16 protein-coding genes, 1 tRNA gene and 3 pseudogenes are annotated in these 24,532 nt (G+C 67.4%); 13 read left to right on the top strand and 7 right to left on the bottom strand.

The features are described 5' to 3' along the window. Positions 1–48: 48 nt before the first annotated feature. Positions 49–125: transfer RNA gene (locus J2Y49_RS20375), tRNA-Met, on the top strand. 62 nt (positions 126–187) lie between these two features. Here J2Y49_RS20375 and J2Y49_RS20370 read toward each other — a convergent pair. After that, positions 188–664, bottom strand: a complete 477-nt coding sequence (locus J2Y49_RS20370) for a hypothetical protein (protein WP_310116763.1) — start codon at positions 662–664, stop codon at positions 188–190. Between the two features lie 256 nt (positions 665–920). On the opposite strand from J2Y49_RS20370, the gene J2Y49_RS20365 reads away from it, so the two are divergent. Then, entirely contained in the window at positions 921–4,742 is a 3,822-nt protein-coding gene (locus J2Y49_RS20365) for a hypothetical protein (protein ID WP_310116762.1), read from the top strand. A gap of 353 nt (positions 4,743–5,095) precedes the next feature. On the opposite strand, the gene J2Y49_RS20360 is transcribed toward J2Y49_RS20365, so the two are convergent. Together J2Y49_RS20360 and J2Y49_RS20355 are read right to left on the bottom strand one after the other, a co-directional pair. Beyond that, positions 5,096–5,299 carry a hypothetical protein gene (locus J2Y49_RS20360; protein ID WP_310116761.1) on the bottom strand — a complete coding sequence of 68 codons (204 nt, stop codon included), beginning with the start codon at positions 5,297–5,299 and terminating at the stop codon, positions 5,096–5,098. Beyond that, the gene (locus J2Y49_RS20355) at positions 5,299–6,126 is read right to left on the bottom strand and encodes a GIY-YIG nuclease family protein (RefSeq protein WP_310116760.1); all 828 of its coding nucleotides are present in this window, start codon (positions 6,124–6,126) and stop codon (positions 5,299–5,301) included. The genes J2Y49_RS20360 and J2Y49_RS20355 overlap by 1 nt, the downstream gene beginning before the upstream one ends. A gap of 129 nt (positions 6,127–6,255) precedes the next feature. Here J2Y49_RS20355 and J2Y49_RS20350 point away from each other — a divergent pair. Further along, positions 6,256–6,789, top strand: a pseudogene (locus tag J2Y49_RS20350) (transposase family protein); the annotation flags it as partial. 65 nt (positions 6,790–6,854) lie between these two features. Here J2Y49_RS20350 and istB read toward each other — a convergent pair. Beyond that, positions 6,855–7,727 carry an IS21-like element helper ATPase IstB gene (gene istB, locus J2Y49_RS20345; protein ID WP_310116759.1) on the bottom strand — a complete coding sequence of 291 codons (873 nt, stop codon included), beginning with the start codon at positions 7,725–7,727 and terminating at the stop codon, positions 6,855–6,857. Then, positions 7,724–9,007: an IS21 family transposase gene (istA, locus tag J2Y49_RS20340; RefSeq protein WP_310116758.1), complete on the bottom strand. Its 1,284-nt coding sequence runs from the start codon at positions 9,005–9,007 to the stop codon at positions 7,724–7,726. The genes istB and istA overlap by 4 nt, the downstream gene beginning before the upstream one ends. Before the next feature lie 155 nt (positions 9,008–9,162). Here istA and J2Y49_RS20335 point away from each other — a divergent pair. Next, positions 9,163–10,233: pseudogene (locus J2Y49_RS20335) on the top strand (ISL3 family transposase); the annotation flags it as partial. A gap of 415 nt (positions 10,234–10,648) precedes the next feature. Here J2Y49_RS20335 and J2Y49_RS20330 read toward each other — a convergent pair. Continuing rightward, the gene (locus tag J2Y49_RS20330; protein WP_310116757.1) at positions 10,649–12,820 is read right to left on the bottom strand and encodes a hypothetical protein; all 2,172 of its coding nucleotides are present in this window, start codon (positions 12,818–12,820) and stop codon (positions 10,649–10,651) included. A 288-nt stretch (positions 12,821–13,108) separates the two neighbouring features. Here J2Y49_RS20330 and J2Y49_RS20325 point away from each other — a divergent pair, with 288 nt between their 5' ends. From J2Y49_RS20325 to J2Y49_RS20305, 5 genes and pseudogenes are all read left to right on the top strand, one after another. After that, positions 13,109–14,068: a GIY-YIG nuclease family protein gene (locus J2Y49_RS20325; protein WP_310116756.1), complete on the top strand. Its 960-nt coding sequence runs from the start codon at positions 13,109–13,111 to the stop codon at positions 14,066–14,068. A gap of 24 nt (positions 14,069–14,092) precedes the next feature. Beyond that, positions 14,093–14,388: pseudogene (locus J2Y49_RS20320) on the top strand (DUF6915 family protein). 175 nt (positions 14,389–14,563) lie between these two features. Further along, entirely contained in the window at positions 14,564–15,511 is a 948-nt protein-coding gene (locus J2Y49_RS20315; protein WP_310116754.1) for a zincin-like metallopeptidase domain-containing protein, read from the top strand. After that, entirely contained in the window at positions 15,511–16,455 is a 945-nt protein-coding gene (locus J2Y49_RS20310) for a hypothetical protein (RefSeq protein WP_310116752.1), read from the top strand. Before J2Y49_RS20315 ends, J2Y49_RS20310 begins: the two co-directional genes overlap by 1 nt. Positions 16,456–16,537: 82 nt before the next feature. After that, on the top strand, positions 16,538–16,765 hold the full coding sequence (locus tag J2Y49_RS20305; RefSeq protein WP_310116751.1) for a hypothetical protein: 228 nt from the start codon (positions 16,538–16,540) through the stop codon (positions 16,763–16,765). 26 nt (positions 16,766–16,791) lie between these two features. Here the strand turns inward: J2Y49_RS20305 and J2Y49_RS20300 are convergent, their stop codons facing one another. After that, positions 16,792–16,971 (bottom strand): hypothetical protein, encoded by a 180-nt coding sequence (locus J2Y49_RS20300; protein WP_310116749.1) that lies wholly within the window; start codon positions 16,969–16,971, stop codon positions 16,792–16,794. Between the two features lie 207 nt (positions 16,972–17,178). Here J2Y49_RS20300 and J2Y49_RS20295 point away from each other — a divergent pair, with 207 nt between their 5' ends. From J2Y49_RS20295 to J2Y49_RS20280, 4 genes are all read left to right on the top strand, one after another. Further along, positions 17,179–19,302, top strand: a complete 2,124-nt coding sequence (locus J2Y49_RS20295; RefSeq protein ID WP_310116747.1) for a ParB N-terminal domain-containing protein — start codon at positions 17,179–17,181, stop codon at positions 19,300–19,302. 61 nt (positions 19,303–19,363) lie between these two features. Further along, a complete protein-coding gene (locus J2Y49_RS20290) occupies positions 19,364–19,753 on the top strand; it encodes a hypothetical protein (protein WP_310116746.1) in 390 nt (129 codons plus the stop codon). A 72-nt stretch (positions 19,754–19,825) separates the two neighbouring features. Next, positions 19,826–20,056, top strand: a complete 231-nt coding sequence (locus tag J2Y49_RS20285) for a DUF6117 family protein (RefSeq protein ID WP_310116744.1) — start codon at positions 19,826–19,828, stop codon at positions 20,054–20,056. Positions 20,057–20,149: 93 nt separating this feature from the next. After that, positions 20,150–24,523 (top strand): strawberry notch-like NTP hydrolase domain-containing protein, encoded by a 4,374-nt coding sequence (locus J2Y49_RS20280; RefSeq protein ID WP_310116742.1) that lies wholly within the window; start codon positions 20,150–20,152, stop codon positions 24,521–24,523. The last annotated feature ends 9 nt before the right edge of the window (positions 24,524–24,532 follow it).

The raw sequence follows: 24,532 nt of genomic DNA, 5'->3' as shown, positions 1-24,532 counted from the left end.
CAAACGCTGGCATCGTCACGACATCCATCACCCCATATGACGGACATCCGCGGGGTGGAGCAGCCCGGTAGCTCGTCAGGCTCATAACCTGAAGGTCAGAGGTTCAAATCCTCTCCCCGCAACCAAATCCAAGCCCTTGAAAGCAAACAGCTTTCAAGGGCTTTTTTTATGTTCCGATTAGTCATCTTCAGACCGCTTCCGGAATCAAACCGGAATCATTTGGGCGGAAATTCCAGCGCGCTCCGGCGTAGGGCTCGGGCGTAGGGCGCCGGGTATATAGGCTTTGGAGAGAGCAGAGCGGCGGGTCTGGATCAGCGACTCGCCAGCCAGTCGCGCAGATTCGACCAGCGCCGTTCCTCACCTCCACGGCCATGACCTCGTGGACCTTGTGGGCCAGCACGAAGGCGGTCTTGTACTGGACGTCAAGGTCGCGCGACAGCACCAGTGCTGCCTTCCCTTTCACCCTGTTCACTAGGATCAGGATGGCGGCGATGGAGAGCTGCAGCGGCAGCTTGTTGAAGGCGAACAGGATACCGCTGGTCAGCGAGAAATTCCGGCGGCACGCCTTGCACCGCCAGCGCGCCGCCCCGTTCGGTCGGCGGCAGTCATAGCAGGTCCGTCCGCCTTGGCACCACTGCAATGGTCCTCGAAAATCCTCTCGCATCCAGCGTTCCTGTGCACGCCACGCTGAAGGTGCAGGTTTTGGCCGTCGATCAATACCCGTGCATAGCCGATCAGCATGGGTCAAGCCTGTGCTTAGGCAGAAAACTCGTAGCGTGCTCTCGATACCAAACGATGAAAAAGCTGACCGACGATGGCGGGCGGGAGAGCGAAGCATGTCGGCGGTGAAGCTGAAGAAGCGCGTTCCCATGCTTTAATTCAGCCTTTCCACCGGCAATGCCGCCAGGCTAAAAGGGTTGATGTTTACCGTCAGACCATCGGAAATAGAACATTTCGACGGCGCCGAGCTGGTCGAGCTGCTGCGTGTTCTTCTCTATGCCGAAGCGCGCAAGGCCGGCGTGCCGCTGCGCAATGTCGATGTGCCGCTGCAGATCACGATCGCCGATGGCGGGCAGGACGCGTCCGTTCACTGGGAGAACGGAGAAGCCTCGACCGCATATTTCCCAGGGCGCGACATCGTCTTCCAGTGCAAGGCGACTGATCATGGCGACTCTCAGTGGAAAAAGGAGGTCTGGAGCAAGCAGTCGCAGCCCAAGAAGGTCAAGGCCAAGGTACTCAACCAAGCAATCAGTGACGTGCTTGCGCGCGGCGGCACCTATATAGGGGTAACAGCCACGCCGCTGGTCGGAACCAAGGCCGAGGACCGCGCGACAGCAATCCGGGACGGCATCGCCGAGGCCGGCGGCGATCCGACCAAGCTCGCCTCGGTCCAAGTCTACGATGGCAACAAGCTCAGCGCCTGGGCCACTGATCATCCCGCCGTCGCCCTGTGGGTCAAGGAGCGCAAGGCCGGCATTCCGCTGGCTGCGTTCTCGACCCTCGATCGATGGGGCAAGCGCGCTGATATCGCGACGCCGCCGTTCGTGCCAAGTCCGGAACGAAAATTCTCGCTCGGATCAAGCGCCAACGATCTCCTCGACTTCGACCAGCTCGCTGGACGGATCGTGGACCATCTGTCGGACCCGGGCGCGTGCGTGCGCATTTGGGGTGCCTCGGGCATCGGCAAGACCCGGGCGCTCCACCAAGCCCTCAGTTCCAGCACGCTACGGGATCAGGTGGCCGCCCAATTCATCTTCTGCGACCATCGGGAAGTCACTGGACACATCTGGGATGTCGCCAACCACCTCAAAAATGCTCCTTACGCAGCCGTCCTGGTGGTGGACGCCTGTCCCTGGGAGGACTCGCGCCGGCTTTTCGAACTGGCTAACGCCGCGGACAGCCAACTGCGCGTCATTACGCTCGGTGCGGAGGGGCGGGATCAGGTCGACGGCTGCCTGATGATCAGAGTCCACCCGTCGGACAGGGCGACCATCAAGGGCATCCTTGCCAGTGGTTTGAAGACGACACCGCCGGATGTGCTCGACCAGATCGCCGCACTGTGCGATGGCTTTCCGCGCCTTGCGGTGCTGGCCGCCTCCGCAGGCGACAAGGGCTTCGGTGTTCGAAGTTCGGCCCATGACGTCGCCGAGAAAATCCTCAAGGCCGCTGGCATCGAGCACAACACCATCCGGGCGCTCGAATGCCTATCCCTGTTCGAATATCTGGCCCCCGATCGGGAGCCAAGCGATTTTGATACGCTCTCCGAGACGCTCGTCCATATGAAGGGCGAACTGATGTACGAGCAACTCGTCATCGCTGCGGAGCAGCATCTGGTCGACCGTAATCACGATAGCATGGCCGCACAGCCGCTGCCGATCGCCAACTATCTTGCATTGCGGCGTCTGAGGTATCTGCGGCCATCCACCGTCAGTGCGTTCCTGACAAACACCAGCTCGGCGTGCCGTGACTCCATGCTCGCGCGCTGGCGCTCCCTGGGTGAACGGTCACCGACCTTGGTGGAAGTGGTCCGATCGCATGTCCTGGGCGGCCCCTTGCAGGAGGTTGAGGCGCTGCTGGGCGAGAAGGGTGCACCATATCTCGTCGCGTTCGTCCATGCCGACCCCAACACGATGATGGGGGTGCTCCACTCCGCCATTATCCGCAAGTCGATCGATGAACTCGCGTTGCTCGACATCAGTGACGCTCTGCTCGCTTCGCTGCGGCTCCTCGCCTCGCGCAAGCAAACCTTCAGACCGACCACCGGTCTCGTCCTTCGCCTCGCCGCCGCATCGGATCTCGATGCCGATACTCCTGTCCTTCAGTTGCTGCGTCGGCTGTTCCAGGTGGCGCTTGCCGGCACCGAAGCCGACGATCGCTGCAGGCGCGAAACGCTCGACGAAGCCCTTGAGGACAACGATCCGCGGATGAAGCGCGCCTGTGTCGAGGCGCTGGGTGCGATGCTCACAACCCATATGACGCGCTTCGGGGACTTCGAGCAGGTCGGTACCGAGCCGTACCGGTCGGAATGGTTGCCGCAAGACCACGAGGTGGTGGTCAGCTACTTCTCTTGGGCCTTGGAGCGCCTGCTCGAGGTCTGGCGCACCGTCCTGTCACTCCGCTCACGCATCGAGGAGATAATCGCCGCGGACCTGCGCACGCTGCTCGGCTTTGAACTGCTCCCCATCATTACCACGTTCGTGAAGGAAGTGGTCGCCGTTAGGGGACATTGGTCGGAGGGAACCAGGCACATCGGCGACTGGCTTTATTTCGACAGCCCCAGCCGGCCCGACGGTTTCACCAAGTCGGTACGCGCGCTCTACGATACGGCACTTCCATCCCAACCGGTGGAGCAGGCGCTTTTCTACAGCCGGTTCTGGGGGACCGACATCCAAGATCCCGACCAGCGCTACACCGACAATGTCAACGACCTGGATTTCGACTATGCGACGCGGCGTGCGCAGGGGCTGGCACCCGCGATCGCCAGCGACCCGGTACAACTCGCCCGGATCATTGAGGTGATGGCCAGCGAGGAGTTGAACGCACCCTTCGCCTTCGCGCAGGCGCTTGCCGAGCATCTGCCCGATCCGCTCGGCGCCTTCGGAAAGGCGGTCGATGTGCTCGAGGCGAGTGATAGCCGTGCCGGTGTCGGCTTCGTGCGCGCACTCCTCTCCTCGCTGGACCGCCGGCTGGCTGGAGACATCGAGCAGCTCAATAAGCTGGTCGACATCGCGAAATCGTCGCGGGTCCTCTCCGAAAGCCCGATGAACATCTATAGCGCGTTGCGCATGACGGACGAGCGCGTCAAATCCATCGCGGACGAGGTTCGCGCGAAGACGCTTGATCCGTTCCGGGTCGTTCCGATCTCCTACGGCAGGGCCCTGGACGCCGTCTCCATGCCAACCCTCACCGCCCTGATCGAAGCTCTGGTCGACCGAAGCGATGGCGGCGCTTGGGCGGCCATCAAAATCCTTTCCATGGTCACTCATGGCGGCAAGGATCTTCCACCCGAGATCCCGGCACTGATCAAGCTCGCCATATTGGCGCCAGCGATCGCGGATGGGGGCAAGGGCAACACCGGGCATGCGGAACATGCGCTCGAGCGCCTGATCCGCCGCCTCGCTGCCTCCGATGCAATCGACGACACCTTCGCACGTGGCTTCGCTCAGCAGATCGAGCGGGCGTGCCGCTCGGTCGGCGGACATTACAACCGCCCGGCCGATGCGCTTCGCACCGGCCTCACGCTCATCGTCAAACACGCGCCATTGGGGGCCTGGGCGGTGCTGGCGGGCTTCTACGAGGTCGCGACGCGCTCCGAGCGCGACCGGTTGGAAATGATCATCGCAGCTACCAAGCCCTTCGCTTTCGACGTGATCCGGACTGGTTCGGGCGTGCTCTTCGAAACACCCCAAGCGTCGATGCTCGAATGGGTCCAGCAGGATCCTGAGGGCCGGATCGCGTTCCTTCTCAGCTTCTATCCAATCCTCGAGCAGGTGGACGACGCGTGGACATGGCATCCGGCCCTGCAGGAACTCGCCGATCTTTATGGCAGGCTTGCCCAGTTCCGCAATGCGCTACGCTCGCGCATGCTGCCAAGTTCCTATGGCGGGTCGCTAGAAGAACATCTGCGCAGCTTCCAGGTGCCGCTAGCCTCATGGGCCAAGCATCCGCAGCTCGGCAACTGGTCAGGTCGCATGCTGTCGGATATCGACTCATGGCTGGAGCACGAGGCAGCGTGGCACTGACGCGACCACGCCGATTTGGAGGAGTAGGAGCTTGGCCCGCAGCACGCAGTAGCCGTTCTCGGTGTTGTGATAGGCGACGCGCTCCACCAGCCCGGACAGCGGTTCGCGGTCCTCGGCGGCAGGACGGGTCGGATCGGTAGGCGACGGCTTCGGCATGGCCCTCAAGGATGGAGCAGCGGCGGTGTGCTGTCACCCCTTCCCGACTGCGAGGCGCGCAGAGCCTCACCAAGGTTTCCTCCGAGATGGGGGAGACGATCCGGCGCAAGCTGCGCTTCTCCAGCGAGGTGCCGGCTGTCCAGATGCTCTGATCGGCTCCATCGCTTGCGGTGTGATCAGCGCCGTGCTCGCTCCTTTTACAGTCGTCTGAACAGGGTCGGATCGGTGAGTGCGGAAACCGCGATCAGCCGGCGGTTTCCACCATTCGGCGCCACGGACACGAATGCGTGCGGCGGCCGACTGGGACGGTCGTCCAGAGCCATAACGATGAACACCCGCGACGGCTGGCCGACCTTGGTGAAGCGGTCGCCGACCGAGACGTTTGCCGGACGCCCGAACATCAGCGTTCCTCCGACCGATGCGCGAGTTCGTCGATGAGATGACCGTAGCGCTCCGGTGGGAGATGCCGCGGGCTGGCCGCCATGGCCCGCAGCGCGGCGTAGCCCGCCGCGGTGAAATGGGCGCGGGGAAACCCCCGATCCGTTTCGGCGATCGTCACCAGTCCGCGCTCCAGCAGGCTCTGGACGATGGCCGGGAGTTTCGGTTCGCCTTTCCGCGGGCCAGTCGCCCATCGCTTCAGAAGGATGCCGTCCGCCAGCCGCGGCGGTTCCGACCAGCGGCTCATGAACTCGCGGCGGATCAGGTCGCGTTCGGCGGGGGTGAAGTCGACGGTATCGGTCATGGCCGCGACGGATAGCACCCGGGCGACGTCCGGTCCAGCGGCGGCCGGGGAAACATCCGGTGCACCGAAGGGCAGCGCGATGCCACCAGGCCATGCCAGGAGATGGCTCCTGCAGATGGTGCAGTCGCTGCTGCCGAACCCCGGGATCGGGACCGGCAGGGCGGCGAGGCGTGCGACCAGCGCGCATTCCTCGCCGGCGGGAAAAACCCAGCAACCGGTCACGGTACCCGCCGTGGTCAGGCGGTCGATGTGCCAGCGAACGCTCTTATCCCGGCGCATGTGACGGCCGACGCGGGCGCGCAGTCCACCCGGGCCGCGGGCGCTGCCGCAGTACAGGTACCGCCCCGGCGGCAGAATGGCCTTGGCCCGGCCGGGCAGGGCGACGTCCACCGCTTCCGCCAGCCTGACGAGCAGAACGTAGGCGTCGGCGACGGGAGGGACCGTTTCCGCTGTGCGGTGGAACTGGGAAGCCTGTATGGACATCATCACCGCCACTTCAGCGTGTAAAGGCCGAATGAAGTTTGGCCCATCCGCATTTTCGGTGCAGGCCGGATGCTGATGGGAGGCGGAGTGAGCACATAAGGGAACCTTTTCCCTGCATGAGCCCCCGTTTCCTTGTCCAAATTGCTGCTTTCCCTGCTGCCGGCCGGGCTTGTCGTTGATCAGGTCACGGTCGACGCCGATCGTGTCGTCGTGGCGGCCCATGTGCGTGCCGCGACGGCCGCCTGCCCGCTGTGCCGCCGACCATCGCGCCGCGTCCATAGCCGTTACAGCCGCCGCCTGGGTGATCTGCCCTGGCAGGGCCGTCTGGGTGAACTGCGTCTGCAGGTCCGCCGGTTCCGGTGTCCGACGGCGGACTGCCCACGCCGTGTCTTCGTCGAACGCCTGCCCATGGTCGCGGCGCCACGGGTTCGGCGCACCCGCCGGCTTGCCGAGGCGCAACGCACCATCGCCTTGAGCGCGGGCGGCGATCCCGGTGCCCGGCTGGCCACCCGCCTTGCGATGCCGGTCAGCGGCGACACGCTGCTGCGCCTGATCCGGGCGGAGCCGGTGGCGCCGTCCCCGACGCCACGCGTCATCGGTATCGACGACTGGGCGTGGCGCCGCGGCAAACGCTACGGCACCATCGTCGTCGACCTCGAACGCAGCCTGTAAAGGCCGAATGAAGTTTCCCCAGAACGGGCGGGCGAAAAATCCCCAGATGGTTGGCGAAGTCAAGGATCGGCGGCTGGGTCGATGGACCTCACTTTCGGTGGCCGGCCGCGACGCCGCGGCGGCGGTGGCGGGGCGCTGATCGGCCGGGTGCGGGTGTTCTCCGGGATCAGCTCGGCGTGACGGCGCAGACGGTAGCTGGCGCCCTCGATCTGGATCACGATGGCGTGGTGCAGCAGCCGGTCCAGCAACGCCGTGGCAACGACGGTGCCGCCGAAGACGTCGCCCCATTCGGAAAAGCCACGGTTCGACGTCAGGATCATGGCGCCGCGCTCGTACCGGGCATTCACGAGCTGGAAGAAGAGGTTGCCGCCGCCGGGGATCACCGGCAGGTAGCCAATCTCGTCCACGATCAGCAACTGCGGCCGGCACAGGAAGCGCAGCCGCTCGCGCAGCGTCCCCTCCCGTTCCGCCTTGGCCAGCGAGCCGACGATGTCGGCCAGCGTGGCGAAGTACACCGAGCGCCCGGCCTTCACCGCCTCGACGCCCAGGGCGAGCGCCAGGTGCGTCTTGCCGCAGCCGGGCTGGCCGAGGAAATGCACCACCTCGTGGCGCTCCACAAAGTCGAGCTGCGCCAGCGCCATGATGCGGTCGCGGTCGAGCGAGGGCTGGAAGGAGAAGTCGAAGCCGGCCAGCGTCTTGATGTTGAGCAGCCGCCCCATCTTCAGCGCGCTCTTCACCCGCCGCCCCTCGCGCAGCGTCAGCTCCTCGCCGAGCAGGCTGTCGATGGCCTCCAGGGCGGAGATCTCGCCGCGCTCGATACGGCGCAAGATGTGCTCCAGCACCTCCAGCGCACGCGGCATCTTCAGCCCGACCAGATGGCGGCGGATGCGGTCCAGGGTGGCCGGGCCGGCGTCGAGTGAGACGGTGCTCATCGGACACTCTCCTGGCCGGCGAGGCGGCGGCCGATGGCGTCGTAGATGGCCAGCGAGCGCGGCGTGACCGTGTCGCCGCAGGGCCGTGGCGCCACGGGCTTGGCATCCTCGCGCGGCGTCAGGCTGTTGCCCGGCGGCCGGTGGGTGCGGTGGCCGGGGGTGATGCGGCGCTGGCCGCGGCCCTCCAGCGGAGGATGCGAGGCGATGAGCGCGCCGTCCTCCAGGATGTTCACCGCGTCGGCCGTGACCTGCACCTCGACGGTGCGCCGGCGCGTGCTCTCCGGCACCGAGTAGAGGTTGCCGGCCACCGACACCATGCCCTCGCGGGTGATGCGGCGCTCCAGGGCCAGCACGGTGTTGAACGGGCCGGCCGGCAGCGCCTTGAGGGCGGGGCGCTCCTCGGCGAAGTGCTCGACGACGACCCGGCCCGTCGTGGCGTGCCGGCGAACGTTGGCGATCTGGTCCAGCCATTGGGTGAACTGGGCGTTCAGGTCCTCGAGGCTGCGGAAGCTGCGCCCCAGGAAGAAGTCCTCGCGCACGTAGCGGAACGGCCGCTCGACCTTGCCCTTGGTTTTCGCCCGATAGGGTTTGCAGGCCTTGGGCAGGAAGCCGTAATGGCCGGCGAGGTCGAGGAGCTTGGCGTTGTAGGCGATGCCCTTGCCGGGCTGATCGGGATCCTCCACCTCGCCGAGCACGGCGGTCTTCATGCGGTCGTAGAGGATCTGCTCCGGCACGCCGCCGAACGCCTCGAAGGCGGCGACGTGGCAGCGCAGCACGGTCTGCAGGTCCTGACGGGCGACGAAGCGGGCCCACATCATCCGGCTGTGGCCGAGCACGATGGAGAACAGCCAGACGATGCGCTCCACCTCGGGCTCGTCGGTGAAGGCGGTCTTGAAGAAGGCGAAATCGACCTGGGCCTGCTTGCCCGGCGGGGTTTCGAAACGACGCTCGAAGGTGGTCGGTGTCTTGGGGCGGATGGTGCGCAGGACATCCTTCAGCGCCGTGTAGCCACCCGTGTAGCCGAGGGCGCGGATCTCACGCAGCAGCCGGCTGGCGGTGAGTTCCGGAAACGCGGCGATGCGCTCGCGCAGGTAGGGCTCGAAAGGGCCGACGAGCGTCGGCTTGGGCGGGCGTGGCGTGTAGGCCGGCGGCTCCAGCCCACGGGCGATGTACTTGCGGATGGTTTTGCGGTCCAGCTCGGTGCGGCGGGCGATCGCCGACACGGACATGCCCTCGCGGGCGAGATCGAGAATCATGACGAGTTCCCCACGTGTGACCACCCGCGCCCTCCCTCGATCCACCGAGGGAATGATGGGCAGCGGGCGGCCGGACGGCCCCGGGGCGTACGCCCCGGGGCCGTGCCGTTGCGTCAGCCTGGGGAAATTTCAGCCGCCCCTTTTGAGGAGTATTCATCCGGCGCTGACACAGCCGCTCGGTCGACCTGCTGCCCGACCGCCAGGCCGACACCGTCGCCGCATGGCTGAAGGCTCATCCCGGCGTCGAGATCGTTGCCCGCGATCGTGCGGGCGCCTATGCCGACGGCATCCGCCGGGGCGTACCGACCGCCGTTCAGGTCGCGGACCGCTGGCATCTCCTGCACAATCTCACCGATGCGCTGCGTGAGGGTCTCACCGGTCATCATCGGGACCTGCAAGCGGCGTCCAAACTGGCCGTCGCTCCCGTTGACGAAACCGGACAAGAGGCGCACGCGCCACAGCCCGAGGAGGATGGCAAACCACCGACCCGTCGCGAGCAGCGGAGCGCCGCCATCCAAGCCGCCCGCCATGCCCGTTTCGAGGAGGTCGTCGCGCTGTACGCTCGCGGCTGGTCGCAAACCCGCATCGCTCAGACGCTCGGCCTCGATCGCAAAACGGTACGGGTGTGGCTGCGGTCCGGACAACCACCGCCCTGGCGCCAACCGGCCAAGGGCAGCCGGCTCGATCCGTTCCTCGACCATCTGCGCCGGCGCTGGGACGAAGGCTGCCACAACGCCGCCCGACTCTGGCAGGAGATCAAGGCCCTCGGCTTCACCGGTCAGCGGACCACGGTCCGGGACTGGGCACGGCCTCTGCGACAGACCATCCCGGGCATGGCCTCCGCTATCGCGGCCTCGTGGCGGGTGCCATCGCGGCGACGGGCGGCATGGCTGGTGGTCGCCGACGAGACCGAGATCGACGCGACCGAACAGGCCTTCGTCACCGCCCTACTTTCCCGTTCTCCGAAGCTGGCGCAGACCGTCGCGTTGGCTCGGGCCTTCCGGACGATGGTTCGTGAACAGCGGGCCGGAGAACTGGATGAGTGGTTGCTGGCGACCGAGGGCACAGCCATAGCGGGCTTCGCCGGCGGTTTGAAGCGTGATCTGGCGGCGGTGCGCGCCGCCTTGTCGCTGCCGTGGAGCACCGGGCCGGTGGAGGGCCAGATCAGCCGGCTGAAGACGATCAAGCGCACGATGAACGGCCGCGGTGGCTTCGACTTGCTGCGCCATCGTGTCCTCGAAGCCGCCTGAACAGTAACGCTCAAGCTGATCCTCTGCACCGAAAATGCGGATGGGCCAGTATCCAATCGGCACTGACAGACGAAGGAGGTCGCGAAGACCGGACATGTGCGCTTCCTACCACAACGAGATCATCGGCGGGGTGCCCGCCACACCACCGGCCGAGGCCGAGCCAGCATTGTGCCAGGCCTGGGCCGACCCGTTCTGTGAAACCCGGCCAGAGCCGGCCGATCGTCGGTAGGCGTAGGGAGGGCATCGTAGATGTGCACCTTCGCCCCTGTCGCGCCAGCAGCGAGAACTGCACGAGGTTTCAATCCACGCTTCCACACGGGAGGCGACGTGTTTCGCGGTCGAGAGAGACCCATTTCGCGAGGATATCGAGCGCGGCTCCCCATCAAATCCGGCCTGATCCACTTGATCATTCGCATCAGATTAGAGCGTCGCCACCTACGTCGGTCCGACTTGCCCTGATCTTCTCGTCCAGTTTTTCCGGACGCAGCACATAAGTTAGGATTTCGAGGGAGCGCGGGCCGAATAGGTATTTTTGGGTGACGGGTTCTAGGGAGGACATTTGATCCACGATTACCGTCTGACCTTTCAGATATGACACCAAGTCAGAGGTCTCGAACGTCGGTCCCTTCCAGAAGCTGATCTGCTCGTCTCCGATGCCGATGTAGCCGCGGAGAACAACATTGATGAACTCATGGGCGTGCCGCACTGGATGGCCGCTCATCTTGGCACCGTGGAAAACGCGGTTGGCGATGACGATGCCGGTATGGATCGCGGTGGTGGGCTGCACGTTCCAGCCAAGCTTTTTGAACAGGGCTTTCTGGTTGGCGATCGCCTGGAATGTCGTATTGCGGAGCGTCAGTTGGTGGCCCGCCTTCTCAATATGCTCGAAACTGTTCCGCATTTCGTGAGCGTTACAGGGGAGGTAGGCGTTCTTGCATTCGAACAGGAACAAGGTGTCATCCCGCCAAGCGACGATATCGGTCTCCACCTCTTTGCCGCTGATTCTGATTTTGGCCTCAACTTCGACCTTGAACCCCGCCTCCGCGAGAGCGTCGGCCACCGCTTTCTGCATCGGGTCGATGGTTCCCGCGACCAGATCGGTCCGCAGCTTGTTGGCGGTGACGATGTTACGGACTAGATTCGAAGCGGCCACGAGGTGCGGTGCAATGACGACATGATCGCCTATAACGATGATGGGTGTGTATTGCAGATCCACGAAGGTGCGGTTTTCGCCCAAGGTCAGATAGTCGACCAACTCCTTGGTCTTCTCATAATCGTGGAAGATCAAGTTGAGCTGGTTGACGATTTCATCGCGCGGCATGATGAACACCGTCGAACGATAGGTCAGCAATAATCTCTCGGGATCGGTAAAACCCTCAAGTCTCTTCTGATAGATGCAGCTAAGAAAGCGAAAATACCGCTGAATTTTGAAAATATCCTCGGAGGAGATCCGGCCGGATATTTTATAGGTTGGCGCCGTTTCCTTATTGTCGAAATTGTCGACATCCAGCACTAGGAGGTTTTCGATCTCATCTCTGAAGCGCTGGTGGGTGGAGAACAGGCCGAAGATTTGGGGGGCGGTCGGAAGGCGGAGTGTCAATCTCTTGATCGGCTTGTCGACAATTGTGACAACCTGTTCGAGTGTCCCCGTGCGACACCCTTGATTGACAAATTCTTTGATGGAAACCGGTGCATCAAGCTCCTCCAGCATTTTCAAGCGCTTGAGGAGCTGGAACTGGGACTGGATGTAGCCGAGGCGTACCGATTTCTCGACGTCCGGGTCAATGGATGACACAGTGACAGAAGTTCCACTCAAGACGGCCTGGTACGGAAGATTGTCGATGGTGGCCTCGGCCTCCCGAAATTTGTTGATCTTGGCTGCCACGACCAGCAGTCGATAATAGGGGAGATCGGTCGTCTTGATTAATTTTTCGTCGACAAGATTGCAGGTCTCCGCTGTAAGCTTGAACATCTCCCGATACATTGACAACACCAGGGATGCCGCCTCGCTAAAATCCTCGGCGGAGTAGTGCTGCGGCTCATCCGAGTCTATTTCGGGGTGATGAACCCAGCCGAAATAGAAGACGTTGTTCACCAGAACGAGGATCGTCTTGATCACCTCGTCCTTGCGGAGCCGCAGGAAATCAGCAAGGTCATCATGCAACTTGCGAACATTTGGCGCCAGCCGGGTCAGTGCCTGGACCGACTCGAGATAGGCGAAGCGATCCGGATGAAGGGTCAGCAGGGGCCGAATCTGAAGGATCGCCGTGGCGATGTGGCCGACGAGGGAGCCTTGGTACGCATAGCGCGAAGCGCGGAACAGCCCGACGCGGCGAATCTCCGCGATGGTGAACTCTGCGTCGGTGATAACGAGAGCCAGCGCGGTGGCCATGGCCTCGCGCCGCTGGTTCTTCACGAGATAGTTGCCGAGATCCTTGAGGTGCCGCTTCAGCTCTCTGTCGAATTCCTTCTGAGAGCCTTGGGGGCGTATCGGCCGCTTGCCCGCCGTCAGCGCCTGCGCAGCGGCCACAATCGCCGCCTTGGTCTTCTTTGCGAGTAACCACCCGATAAGTTTGTCAATGGTCATTGCGTTCCCTTATGAACCACCCACGAAGCTAACGCGCGAGAAACATTCTCGCTACTATAACGAGATTATCATCGAAATCTGGACGCAGGAGAGAGATTTTAATCTGCGCTGTATGTATGCTCTCGGCTGACATAATCTTTATCAATAATGCCGTATAAGGGTGCCTCACGGTCGGTCTGCATGTTTAAGGAGCGGTTCGGTCGGCTGCGGGCGCGGAAGGTCATACCGTACCTGTTGCTGACGGTAAGGTACTGACAATCAATGACGCTTTCGGCGAAGGGTTAGAAAATGCATGAAGTCGGGTTTGTGTACGTGCTGACGAACCCCTACTACGTGTCCGGCTTGGTGAAGATTGGCCAGACCGGGTTACTGGCCGAGGACCGCGCCAAGAAGCTGTTCACGACAGGCGTTCCTGCGCCCTTTACGGTGGAATATCGGACGGCGACATCCCGACCATTCGACGTCGAAGAAAGAGCGCATACGATTCTTGCAACCCAACGAGTGAACTCCAGCCGAGAGTTTTTCTTCGTCACTGTCGATGAGGCGGTCGAGACAATCCGCTTGTCTGCAGTCGAGGCGGGTGGGATCGCGAGCTGGAAATCGCCGTCCCCACACTACCTGCGAGCCGGAGACCGCCTTGCGCTCAGCCTAGAAGCAGGCCAAACGTTCTTTCACCTGACTTACCCCGATCCGATGAGTCTGCTGGCCGGAAAAATGGACGTTGCTAACGTCTATCAGGCCCATTCCAACGGTGACCTGCTTGAGATTCTGGTGACCGACTCCCCTGAGAGCGTTTCAAGCTATTCGGAAGGTCATTACTGGGGTGTGACTGATCCGGTGCCCTTTCTTGATCGAGACGGCAAGGCAGTGAATGGTATTGTCAACGGCAAGGAAATATTGACGCCAGGAGAAAGACTTGTATGGCTGCCTGAGCCTGACCAAGCTGCAAGCCAATTCGCTGTGATATTTGAAGCGGTTGATTATTGCCAGCTCGTGAGCAGGACCTGGAGTCCGCAGTTCATCGACAATATTTTCCCGCTTAACTTTGATATCCTCACGGTTGATCAGGCGCCCCCTGAGTCGGTAGTCGCGGTGCAAGCGGCGCTCAAACTGCCGGTTCCACGGCATTGGGCACCACATTCAAATCGAAGTGATGAATGGGTGAAATTGGGGTCTACGCGTAGGCCGCCGAACTACTGGTTACCACAGTTGAAGATCCGAAAAAGGAGCGGGCAAGCTCGCGGATGACATCACGCCCTATCGTCGGCGCGCATCTGGGGAGGGACGGCGGACGAGTACATGGCCTTGCACCAGTGGATGGCTCAAAAGCCATAACCGCTGATTTCCGGCACCGGGCCTTGCGCCATCACGCGGAGGGCATTTTCCTGCTGGAGACGCTGTCCACCGGCCGCGTCGTGCCGGTGCGGCTGATCGGGGAGCAACACGTCCGCGAGGATCTCGGCTTCATCCCCGGCTTCGCCGACTGGGTGCGCTGCATCCGGCCGGAGCCCTGGATGGGCCGGGCCCAGCCCCTGCACCCCGGCGTCGATCCCGGCGACGGCGGCTGACGGCCCGTCCCCTTTCCATCTCGAACGGCCCCGCGTCAGCGCCGGGCTATTTTTTTGGCCGTCCTGTCGGCAGGCAGGGGCGGGCGCACCAAGAGGGAGAGGGCCGAGGCGGTGTTCGCGACGGGCTTGAGGGCTGGAGGACAGGCTTCCGGCCGGTCCGTCGCGGAGACCCGCCATGCCCGACACCGCGCCAACCGCTCGCTCCGGTTCCGACCGGACCAGCCTCTACGCCGAGATCACCGCCCGCATCATCGCCGAGTTGGAGGCCGGCCGGCTGCCCTGGGTGCAGCCCTGGGGAACCCCGGCCACTTCCGCCCCGCTCGGCCTGCCGCGCAACGCCGCCACCGGCCGCGCCTACACCGGCGTGAACGTGCTGATCCTGTGGGGCGCCGTCGTCGCCCGCGGCTTCTCCGGCCAGGGCTGGCTCACCTTCCGTCAGGCTTTGGCTCTGGGCGGCCACGTCCGCAAGGGCGAGCGCGGCACCACCGTCGTCTACGCCGACCGCTTCATCCCCGACGGGGAACGCCGGCGCGCGCGGGACACCGGGGACGAGCCCCAGGCGGTCCCCTTCCTGAAGCGCTTCACGGTCTTCAATTGCGATCAATGCGAGAACCTGCCCGAGGGCATCGCCGTGGCGCCGCCGCCGATCCCGGAGGGGCTGATCCTGCCGCGGGCCGAGGCGCTGATCCGGGCCAGCGGCATCGAGTTCCGCATCGGCGGCACCCGGGCCTTCTACAGCCCCCAGCACGATTACGTGCAGGTGCCGCCTCCCCAGGCCTTCTTCGAGCCCATCAACTGGCACAGAACCGCCCTCCACGAGGGAGCTCATGCGACTGGGCACGCCTCAAGGTTGAATCGCGACCTGTCCGGGTCCTTCGGCTCCCGCAAGTACGCCTTCGAAGAGCTGATTGCCGAAATTTCGGCCGCCTTTCTCTGCGCGGCGCTCGGCATCGTCCCCACCGTCCGCCACGCCGATTACGTTGGCGCGTGGGTCGAGGTGCTGCGCGGGGACGATCACGCCATCGTCCGCGCCGCCAGCCAGGCCAGCAAGGCGGCCGACTACCTCCTCGGCTTCCTGCCCGAAACCGCTCCCGCGGCCGGTGACGAGCGGGAGTCCGCGTGATGGGCGCGCTCTCCTCATGGTGCCCGCCGCCCGAGCCGGCGGCGGAGGCAATCCGGCTGCGCGTCCTCAGCCTCGGCGCCGGCGTCCAGTCCACCACCCTGGCCCTGATGGCGGCGCACGGCGCCGTCGGCCCGCTGCCCGATTGCGCCGACTTCGCCGACACCGGCTGGGAGCCGCAGGCGGTCTACCGCCACCTCGCCTGGCTGATGGCGCTGGGCGTTCTGCCCTTTCCGGTCCATGTCGTCTCGGCCGGCGACCTCCGGGCCGACCTCCTGGCCGGGGCGCGGGGGCAACGCCGGGCGTCCATCCCCGCCTACACCCGCACCGTCACCCCGCCCGGGACCGTGGTCCCGCTCGTCGGCGAGGACGGCCAGGGCGGGACGGTCGTCGTCGGCACGCGCGTCCTGCCGGCCGGCCGCGTCACCATCGGCATGATCCGCAGACAATGCACCGGCGACTTCAAGGTGGTGCCGATCCGCCGCAAGGTGCGCGACCTGGCCGGGATCGCCGGCCGGCGCTCGCCCAAGACCCCGGTGGTGGAGGCGTGGCTGGGGATTTCGCTCGATGAGGCGGCGCGCATGAAGCCGTCGGCCGAGGGCTGGCAGGTCAACCGCTGGCCGCTGGTCGAGCAGCGGATGACCCGGCGCGACTGCCTGCTCTGGCTGGCCCGGCACGGCTATCCGGAGCTACCCCGCAGCGCCTGCATCGGCTGCCCCTTCCACTCCGACGCCGAATGGAGGCGGCTGCGCGACGGCGATCCCGACGCCTGGGCCGACGCCGTGGCGGTGGACCGGGCCATCCGCACGGGGTTCCGGGGGATCCGCGGCGAGGTCTATCTCCACCGCTCGGCCGTGCCGCTCGACGAGGCGGACCTGGCGACCGACGCCGACCGCGGCCAGCTCGATCTCTGGCCCAACGAATGCGAGGGCCTGTGTGGCGTGTAGCTCCCGGTCCCGGAGGGAACGGGGGCCGCCCGAAGCCGGCCCTGCCTCCCTTCTCGACGCAGCCCTTGCCGGAGGATGTGCGATGACTCCTGTGAAACAGCCGGCCGCGCCCCGTTTCGCGGTCGAGGTCGTGTTCTCGAACGCCGGTGTGGTGTACGGGATCGAGACCTACCCGGTCGAAGCGGCCGGCCGCGCCGAGGCGCGCGGGATCACCCTGCGGCGATCGGAAGACAGCCCCTGCGACGACGCCCGCATCCCCGATCGCCGGCGCACGGCGCGGGTGAGGCGGTTCGTCACGACAGCACGGTGACCAACCGGGCGTTCAGGAGAGCGACGTCAGGAGGGCGACGCCTCCGGAGAGCGGCGCCACGAGGCGATGGTCCGCACCACCCGCAGGGCCTCGGCATTGTCGTCGATGCACACGTGGCGCCGCAGTTCCGCCACCGCCGGCCAGTCGCCCCGCTCGTCGAAGGCCCGGCGCACCGCCGCGGCCATCGCCTCGTCCACCACGAACACCGGAGGGTCTCTCCAAATACTTCTGCTGTCCCGGCCGGGATGATGCGTGTGGCGGGGCTCCCCGGCAAGCGGCCGTTCGGGCAACAAGGAAGCCGCAGGCCGGTTGCCGAGCCGCGCCCGGCTTAAAGGGAAAGGGCAGTGGGGATGGACGACGGATGAGGAGGTTGGGAGAGAGGCTCCCGGCCGTCCGTCGCGGAGAAGTTCGACATGGCCACGCCCAAGATCGTCCTCAACACCTCGCGCGACATCCCCTTCAACAAGCTGGTGCTGTCCCAGGCCAACGTCCGCAAAGTGAAGGCCGGGGTCTCCATCGAGGAGCTCGCCGAGGACATCGCCCGGCGCACCCTGCTGCACAGCCTCGCCGTCCGCCCGGTGCTCGACGCCGAGGGCGCCGAGACCGGCGTCTTCGAGGTGCCGGTCGGCGGCCGCCGCTTCCGGGCGCTGGAGCTGCTGGTCAAGCAGAAGCGCATGAGCAGGACCCAGCCGGTGCCCTGCGTCGTGCGCACCGCCGGCCTCGCCGAGGAGGACTCGCTGGCCGAGAACGTCCAGCGCGCCCCGCTGCACCCGCTCGACCAGTTCCGCGCCTTCCAGACCCTGCGCGAGGCGGGGCTCGGCGAGGAGGAGATCGCCGCCCGCTTCTTCGTCGCCCCTGGCGTGGTGAAGCAGCGCCTCAAGCTGGCCGCCATCGCACCGGCCCTGCTCGACGCCTACGCCGAGGACCGCATGACGCTGGAGCAGCTGATGGCCTTCACCGTCAGCGGCGACCACGCCCGCCAGGAGCAGGTGTGGGAGGCGCTGTCGCGCGCCTACAGCCGCGAGCCCTACCAGATCCGCCGGCTGCTCACCGAGGGGGCGGTGCGGGCGTCGGACAAGCGGGCGCTGTTCGTCGGGGTGGAGGCCTACGAGGTGGCCGGCGGGGCGGTGATGCGCGACCTGTTCCAGCACGACGACGGCGGCTGGCTGCAGGACCCGGCCCTGCTCGACCGGCTGGTGGCGGAGAAGCTGGAGGCGGAAGCTGCCACCGTCCGCGCCGAGGGCTGGACGTGGGTGGAGGTGGCGCTGGCCTTCCCCTACGGGCACAGCCGCGGGCTGCGCCGTCTGGCCGGCGAGCCGGTGCCGCTCAGTGAGGCGGAGCAGGCCACCTACGATGCGCTGCACGCCGAGTACGAGCGGTTGGAGGCGAGCGAGCCGGCGGAAGCCGAGGAGCTGGATCGGGTGGCGCGGCGCCTCGCCGAGATCGACCTGGAACTGCGGGCGCTGGAGGAGCGGCCGCTGGTCTACGAGACCGCCGAGGTGGCACGGGCCGGGGTGTTCGTCAGCGTCGATGTCGAGGGCGGGCTCCAGGTCGACCGCGGCTACGTGCGACCGGAGGACGAGGCACCGGTCGAGCCGGTGGTTCCGGCCGGCGGCGCGGAGACGTCTGCCGTCCCGGCCGGCGGCGGGGGCGGGGCGGTGGCCGCCCAGCCGGCCGCCATCGCCGGCGGTGCCAGTGTGTCGGCGCCGGTGCCGGTCACCGGGCCGGCGGCGCCGGAGGAGGACGAAGGGCTGCGGCCCTTGCCCGAGCGGCTGCTGATCGAGCTGAGCGTGCACCGCACGCTGGCGCTGCGCGACGCGCTGGCCAACGACCCCGACACCGCCTTCCTGGCGGCGTTGCACGCGCTGTGCCTGCGCACCTTCACCCAGCGCCCCGGCGCCTCCTGCCTGGAGCTGGAGCTGAAGAGCGCCGGCTTCGGGGTGCAGCCGCCCGACCTCGCCGCCAGCGCCGCGGCCCGGGCGATCGACGCCCGCCAGCGCGCCTGGAGCACCCAGCTGCCGAGCGAACCGGCCGCCCTGTGGGAGACGCTGGTGGGGTTCGACGGCGACAGCCGGGCGGCGCTGTTCGCCCATTGCGTCTCCTTCGGCGTCAACGCGGTGCACGAGCCGTGGAACCGGGCGCCGCAGCGCGCCGCCCACGCCGACCTGCTGGCCGGGGCGGTCGGCCTCGACATGGCGGCGGCCGGCTGGACGGCGACGGTGGACAGCTACCTCGGCCGGGTGCCGAAGGCGCGCATCCTGGAGGCGGTGCGCGAGGCGCGCGGTCTGGAGGCGGCGCAGCTGATCGACCACCTGCGCAAGCCGGACATGGCCAAGGAGGCCGAGCGGCTGCTGGCCGACAGCGGCTGGCTGCCCGAGCCGCTGCGCCGGCCGCTGGAGCCGGCGGTCGGCGACGACGCCGGCGCGGAGGGCGATGCGGAGGGCGACCACGCTTCCCTGCCGGCCTTCCTGACCGGTGGCGGGGAGGTTCCGGACGCCGGGGACGGCGCGGACCGCACCGAGGCAGCCGCCGCGTGACGCGCAAACCGCGGAGCGGCTCCGGCCGCTCTGCCTCCGTCCCCGTTTCTGGAGGTTCGTCATGACCGAGCCCGTCGTCACCATGGTCGTGCGTCTGCCGGCCGCCGCTCTCGCCCACGGCGTCCCGGTCCTCGTGATCACCGCCGAGGCCGCCTTCGTCGTGATCCCGGTCAGCCAGGGAGTCGTTCTCTTCGACCCTGATGTCCCCCGGGAGCACGTCCTGCTCCGCCTGGCCGAAGAGGAGGTCCGGGAGGAGATCCGCACCGTGATCGAGGCCGACGGCACGCTGACCCGGCTGAGCCCGGAGATGGTCGGCGACGCCGACATCCACGCCGCCTGCCGGGCCGTGGCGGCAAACACCGGCCTCAGCGAGGAACACGGTGCCGCGCGGTTCCGGGCGGCGCTGGCCGCCATCCGCGCGGCCGAACGCCGCCTTGGCTGCCTCGCGTGATCCGTACCCGCCGCCTTTGTCCCTTATCGAGCCCGGCCACCGCGCCGGGCTCCTGTCTTCTGGGAGACCCTCATGTCGATCCCCGACTTTGTGAAGGCGAATTTCGAGACGTTGCTGCGCGCCGCGGCGGCCGGTGATCTGGCGCTGGTGCAGGGCACCGACGCCCGCACCGGCGACACCCGCTTCATTCTCTGCGCCGTCGCGCAACGCGGTGGCGAGGTGGTGCTCACCCCCTTCGGGCACCTCGCCGACGCTGACCCCTATGAGCTTTACCACCCGCCGTTCGATCCCGGCGGCGGGTAGAGGGCGAGGGGGGCGGGGGGGCGGGGTGAGCCGGAGCGGATCGAGAGAGCATCCGCCGGCCGCTGGTCTCCCCGCTCTCCCGGATCCTCCGCCATGACCCTGACCGCCGACCTCCGAACCGATGCCGCCGCCCCCTGCTCTCCGCCCCCGGTGGACACCGCGGCGGCCCTGCTCGCCGCCGCGGAGCGGCTGCTGTCCGGCCTCGAACGCGGCCGGACCATCGACGCCGGCACGCTGTGCACCGCGATGACCGCGGCGTTCGGCGGTTCCGACGCCGATGGCGCCTGGAGCTGGAAGCTGGCCTACGACGCCGGCAAGGCGGCGCAGGTGCTGTTCCTGCGCCGCTTCGGCCCGGCCATGCTGGCCCGTTCCGCCAGCCCGGCGGCGTTCCTGGCCATGCTGGAGCGGGTGGCGGCGCGGCTGCCCAGCCAGACCCGCCGCTCCGAGGAGAGCCAGGCGCGGCAGCAGTTCTCCACCCCGCTGCCGCTGGCCGGCGTGGTGGCCGCCGCCGCCGTGCTCAGCCCGGCCGACCGGGTGCTGGAGCCCTCCGCCGGCACCGGCCTGCTCGCCGTCTTCGCCGAACAGGCGGGGGCGGGTCTCGCCCTCAACGAGCTGGCGGACACCCGCGCCGGCCTGCTGGAGCGCCTGTTCCCCGGCGTCCCGGTGGCCCGCTTCGACGCCGCCGCCATCCACGACCATCTCGACCCCACCATCCGGCCGACGGTGGTGCTGATGAACCCGCCCTTCTCGGCCTTGGCGGCGGTGGACGGCCGGGTGGCCGACGCTGCCCTCCGCCACCTCGCCTCGGCTCTGGCGCGTTTGGCCGAGGGCGGGCGCCTCGTCGCCGTCACCGGCGCCGGGCTGGCGCCCGAGCATCCGGCGTGGCGCGACGCCTTTGTGCGCCTGCAGGAGCGGGGCCGCGTCGTCTTCTCCGCCGGCATCGACGGGACGGTCTACGCTCGCCACGGCACCACGGTGGACACCCGGCTGACCGTCATCGACCGCGTGCCCGCCGGCGACCCGATGGTCTTCCCGGCCTCGCCGGGCATGGCCCCCGACGTCGCCACGCTGCTGGATTGGGTCCGGCGGCACGTTCCCCCGCGCGCTTCCGTTCCTGCCTCGGCAACGGCTCCGTTGCCCGTGCTGGCCCGCGCCATGGTGGCACGGCCCCTGCGCCGGGCGGCGGCTATGCCGACGGTGTGCACGCCCGTGTCCGACCCGGCGGTCGTCGAGCTGGCCTACGAGCCGCGCGACTGGACTCCGGAGGCGGGCGCCCGCCTCACCGCCGCGCTCTACGAGCCCTACGCGCTGCAATCCATCGCCATCCCCGGCGCCCAGCCGCACCCGACGCCGCTGGTCCAGTCCGCCGCCATGGCCGCGGTCGCCCCACCGAAACCCCGCTACCGCCCGCACCTGCCCGCCGCCCTGGTGACCGGCGGCATCCTCTCCGACGCCCAGCTGGAGAGCGTCATCCTGGCCGGCGAGGCACACGCCGGCCATCTCGCCGGTGCCTGGACGGTGGACGAGACCTTCGACGTCGTCTCGGCGGCGCCGGACGATGCCGCGGACGCGGTGCGCTTCCGCCGCGGCTGGTTCCTCGGAGACGGCACCGGCGCCGGCAAGGGCCGGCAGGTCGCCGGCATCCTGCTCGACAACTGGCTCAAGGGCCGCCAGCGGGCGCTGTGGATCTCCAAGTCCGACACCCTGATCGAGGACGCCCGGCGCGACTGGTCGGCGCTCGGCCAGGAGCCCCTGCTGGTCACCCCGCTGTCGCGCTTCCGTCCCGGCGTGCCGATCACCCTGGAGCGGAGCATCCTTTTCACGACTTACGCCACCCTGCGCGGCGAGGGCGGCGAGGGCGCCGTGCCGCGCGTCCAGCAGATCGTCGACTGGCTCGGCCGGGACTTCGACGGGGTGATCGTCTTCGACGAGTCGCACGCCCTGCGCAACGCCGGCGGCACCGCCGGCTTCGGCCGTGAGGGCGGTCCCGTCACCCCCTCGCAGCAGGGCCGCGCCGGCCTGCGCCTGCAGCACGCCCTGCCGGATGGTCGCATCCTTTACGTCTCGGCCACCGGCGCCACCACCGTGCACAACCTCGCCTACGCCCAGCGCCTCGGCCTGTGGGGCGGGGCGGACTTCCCCTTCGCCACCCGCGCCGAGTTCGTCCAGGCCATCGAGGCCGGCGGTGTGGCCGCCATGGAGGTGCTGGCCCGCGACCTCAAGGCCCTCGGCCTCTACGCCGCCCGCTCGCTCTCCTTCGAGGGGGTCCGCTACGAGATGGTCGAGCACCGGCTGACGCCGGGGCAGGTCGCCATCTACGACGCCTACGCCGCTGCTTTTCAAGTGATTCATGCCAACTTGACCGCGGCGCTGGAAGCCGCCAACGTCACCGGGGCCGGCGGCACCCTGAACCGCGCCGCCAAGGCCGCCGCCCGCTCCGCTTTCGAGGGCGCCAAGCAAAGATTTTTCAACCATCTGATCTCGGCGATGAAAACGCCGACCGTGCTCAAGTCCATCGAGCGCGACCTTGCCGCCGGCCACGCCGTGGTGGTGCAGCTCGTCTCCACCGGTGAAGCATTGATGGAACGCCGTCTGTCCGACATCCCCACCGAAGAGTGGAGTGATTTGTCGATCGACGTCACGCCGCGCGAGCTCGTTCTCGAGTACCTCGCCCACTCCTTTCCGACCCAGCTGCACGAACCCTTCACCGACGCCGATGGGACCCTCTCGTCGCGGCCGGTGTGGAAGGACGGCCAGCCGGTGCCCTGCCGCGAGGCGGTCGAGCGGCGCGCCCGCATGATCGAGCGGCTGGCGGCACTGGAACCCGTGCCGGGGGCGCTCGACCAGATCGTCCAGCGCTTCGGCGCCGAGATGGTCGCCGAGGTCACCGGCCGGAGCCGGCGGATCGTGCGCAAGACCGATCCCGGCGGGGACGAGCGGCTGGCGGTGGAGAGCCGCCCCGGCTCGGCCAACCTCGCCGAAACCCAGGCCTTCCTGGATGATGACAAGCGCATCCTGGTCTTCTCCGATGCCGGCGGCACCGGCCGCAGCTACCACGCCGATCTCGGGGCGAAGAACCGGCGGCTGCGGGTGCACTACCTGCTGGAGGCGGGCTGGAAGGCCGACGCCGCCATCCAGGGGCTGGGCCGTTCCAACCGCACCAACCAGGCCCAGCCGCCGCTGTTCCGCCCGGTCGCCACCGACGTGCGGGCGGAGAAGCGCTTCCTCTCCACCATCGCCCGCCGGCTCGACACGCTGGGCGCCATCACCCGCGGCCAGCGCCAGACCGGCGGGCAGGGGCTGTTCCGCGCTGACGACAACCTGGAGTCTATCTACGCCCGCGCCGCCCTGCGCCAGCTCTACGGCCTTCTGCACGCCGGCAAGGTGGAAGGCTGTTCGCTGGGGGACTTCGAGGCGGCGACCGGCTTGGCGCTGTGTGACCGCGACGGCGGCTTGCGCGAGGAGCTGCCGCCGATCACCACCTTCCTCAACCGGCTGCTGGCGCTGACCATCGGCTTGCAGAACACGCTGTTCACCGTGTTCGAGCAGCTGCTCGCCGCGAAGATCGAAGGCGCCATCGCCTCGGGCACCTACGACCGCGGCGTCGAGACGCTGGTGGCCGACAGCTTCACCGTCACGGCGCGACGCACCCTCTACACCCACCCGGCGACCGGAGCGGAGACCCGGCTGTTCACCCTGGCGCGGCGCGACCGCAACCGGCCGCTGGGTCTGGAGGAGGCGTTGGAGAAAGGGGAGGGGCCGCAGGCGCGGCTGCTGGTGAATGCCCGCTCGGGCCGGGCGGCGGTGGCGGTGCCCGCCGCCGGCCTGATGCTCGACGACGGCACGGTGGAGCGCCGGGTGCGGCTGCTGCGACCGCTGGAACGCCTGACGGTGACGCTGGCCGAGCTGACGCAGAGCCACTGGCGCCCGGCCGAGCCGGAGGCCTTCGCCGCCGTCTGGGAGAAGGAGGCCGCGGCGGTGCCGGAGTTCGCCACCAGCACGCTGCACTTGGTGACCGGGCTGCTGCTGCCGGTGTGGCGGCATCTGCCGGACACGAACCTGCGGGTGGTGCGGTTGCAGACCGACGACGGCGAACGGATCATCGGCCGGGTGGTGGCGCCGGAGGCCCTGCCCGAGGTCGAGCGCAATTTCGGTACTGGCGCCAGTGCCGTGCCGGTCCCGTCGGCGGAGCGGGCCTGGACCCTGGTGCTGGAAGGGCGGGCAGTGCTGCATCTGGCAGACGGGCTGCGGCTGCGCCGGGTCACCGTGATGAGCACCCACCGGATCGAGCTGTCCGGCTTCAGCGAAGGGATGGTGGAGCGGCTGAAGGCGCTGGGGCTGATGTCGGAGATCATCGCCTGGACGCTGCGGCTGTTCGTGCCGGTGGGCGAGCGCGGACCGGCGGTGTTCGCCGCCCTGCTGGCCCGCCATCCGCTACTCCGTGTTGTCGGCCGGACGGGACCATGAGGGGCCGGC

Origin of the sequence: Azospirillum sp. BE72 (genome assembly GCF_031455875.1) — a bacterium.
In the GTDB taxonomy this organism is placed as follows: domain Bacteria; phylum Pseudomonadota; class Alphaproteobacteria; order Azospirillales; family Azospirillaceae; genus Azospirillum.
This window is presented reverse-complemented; position numbering and strand designations above follow the sequence as displayed.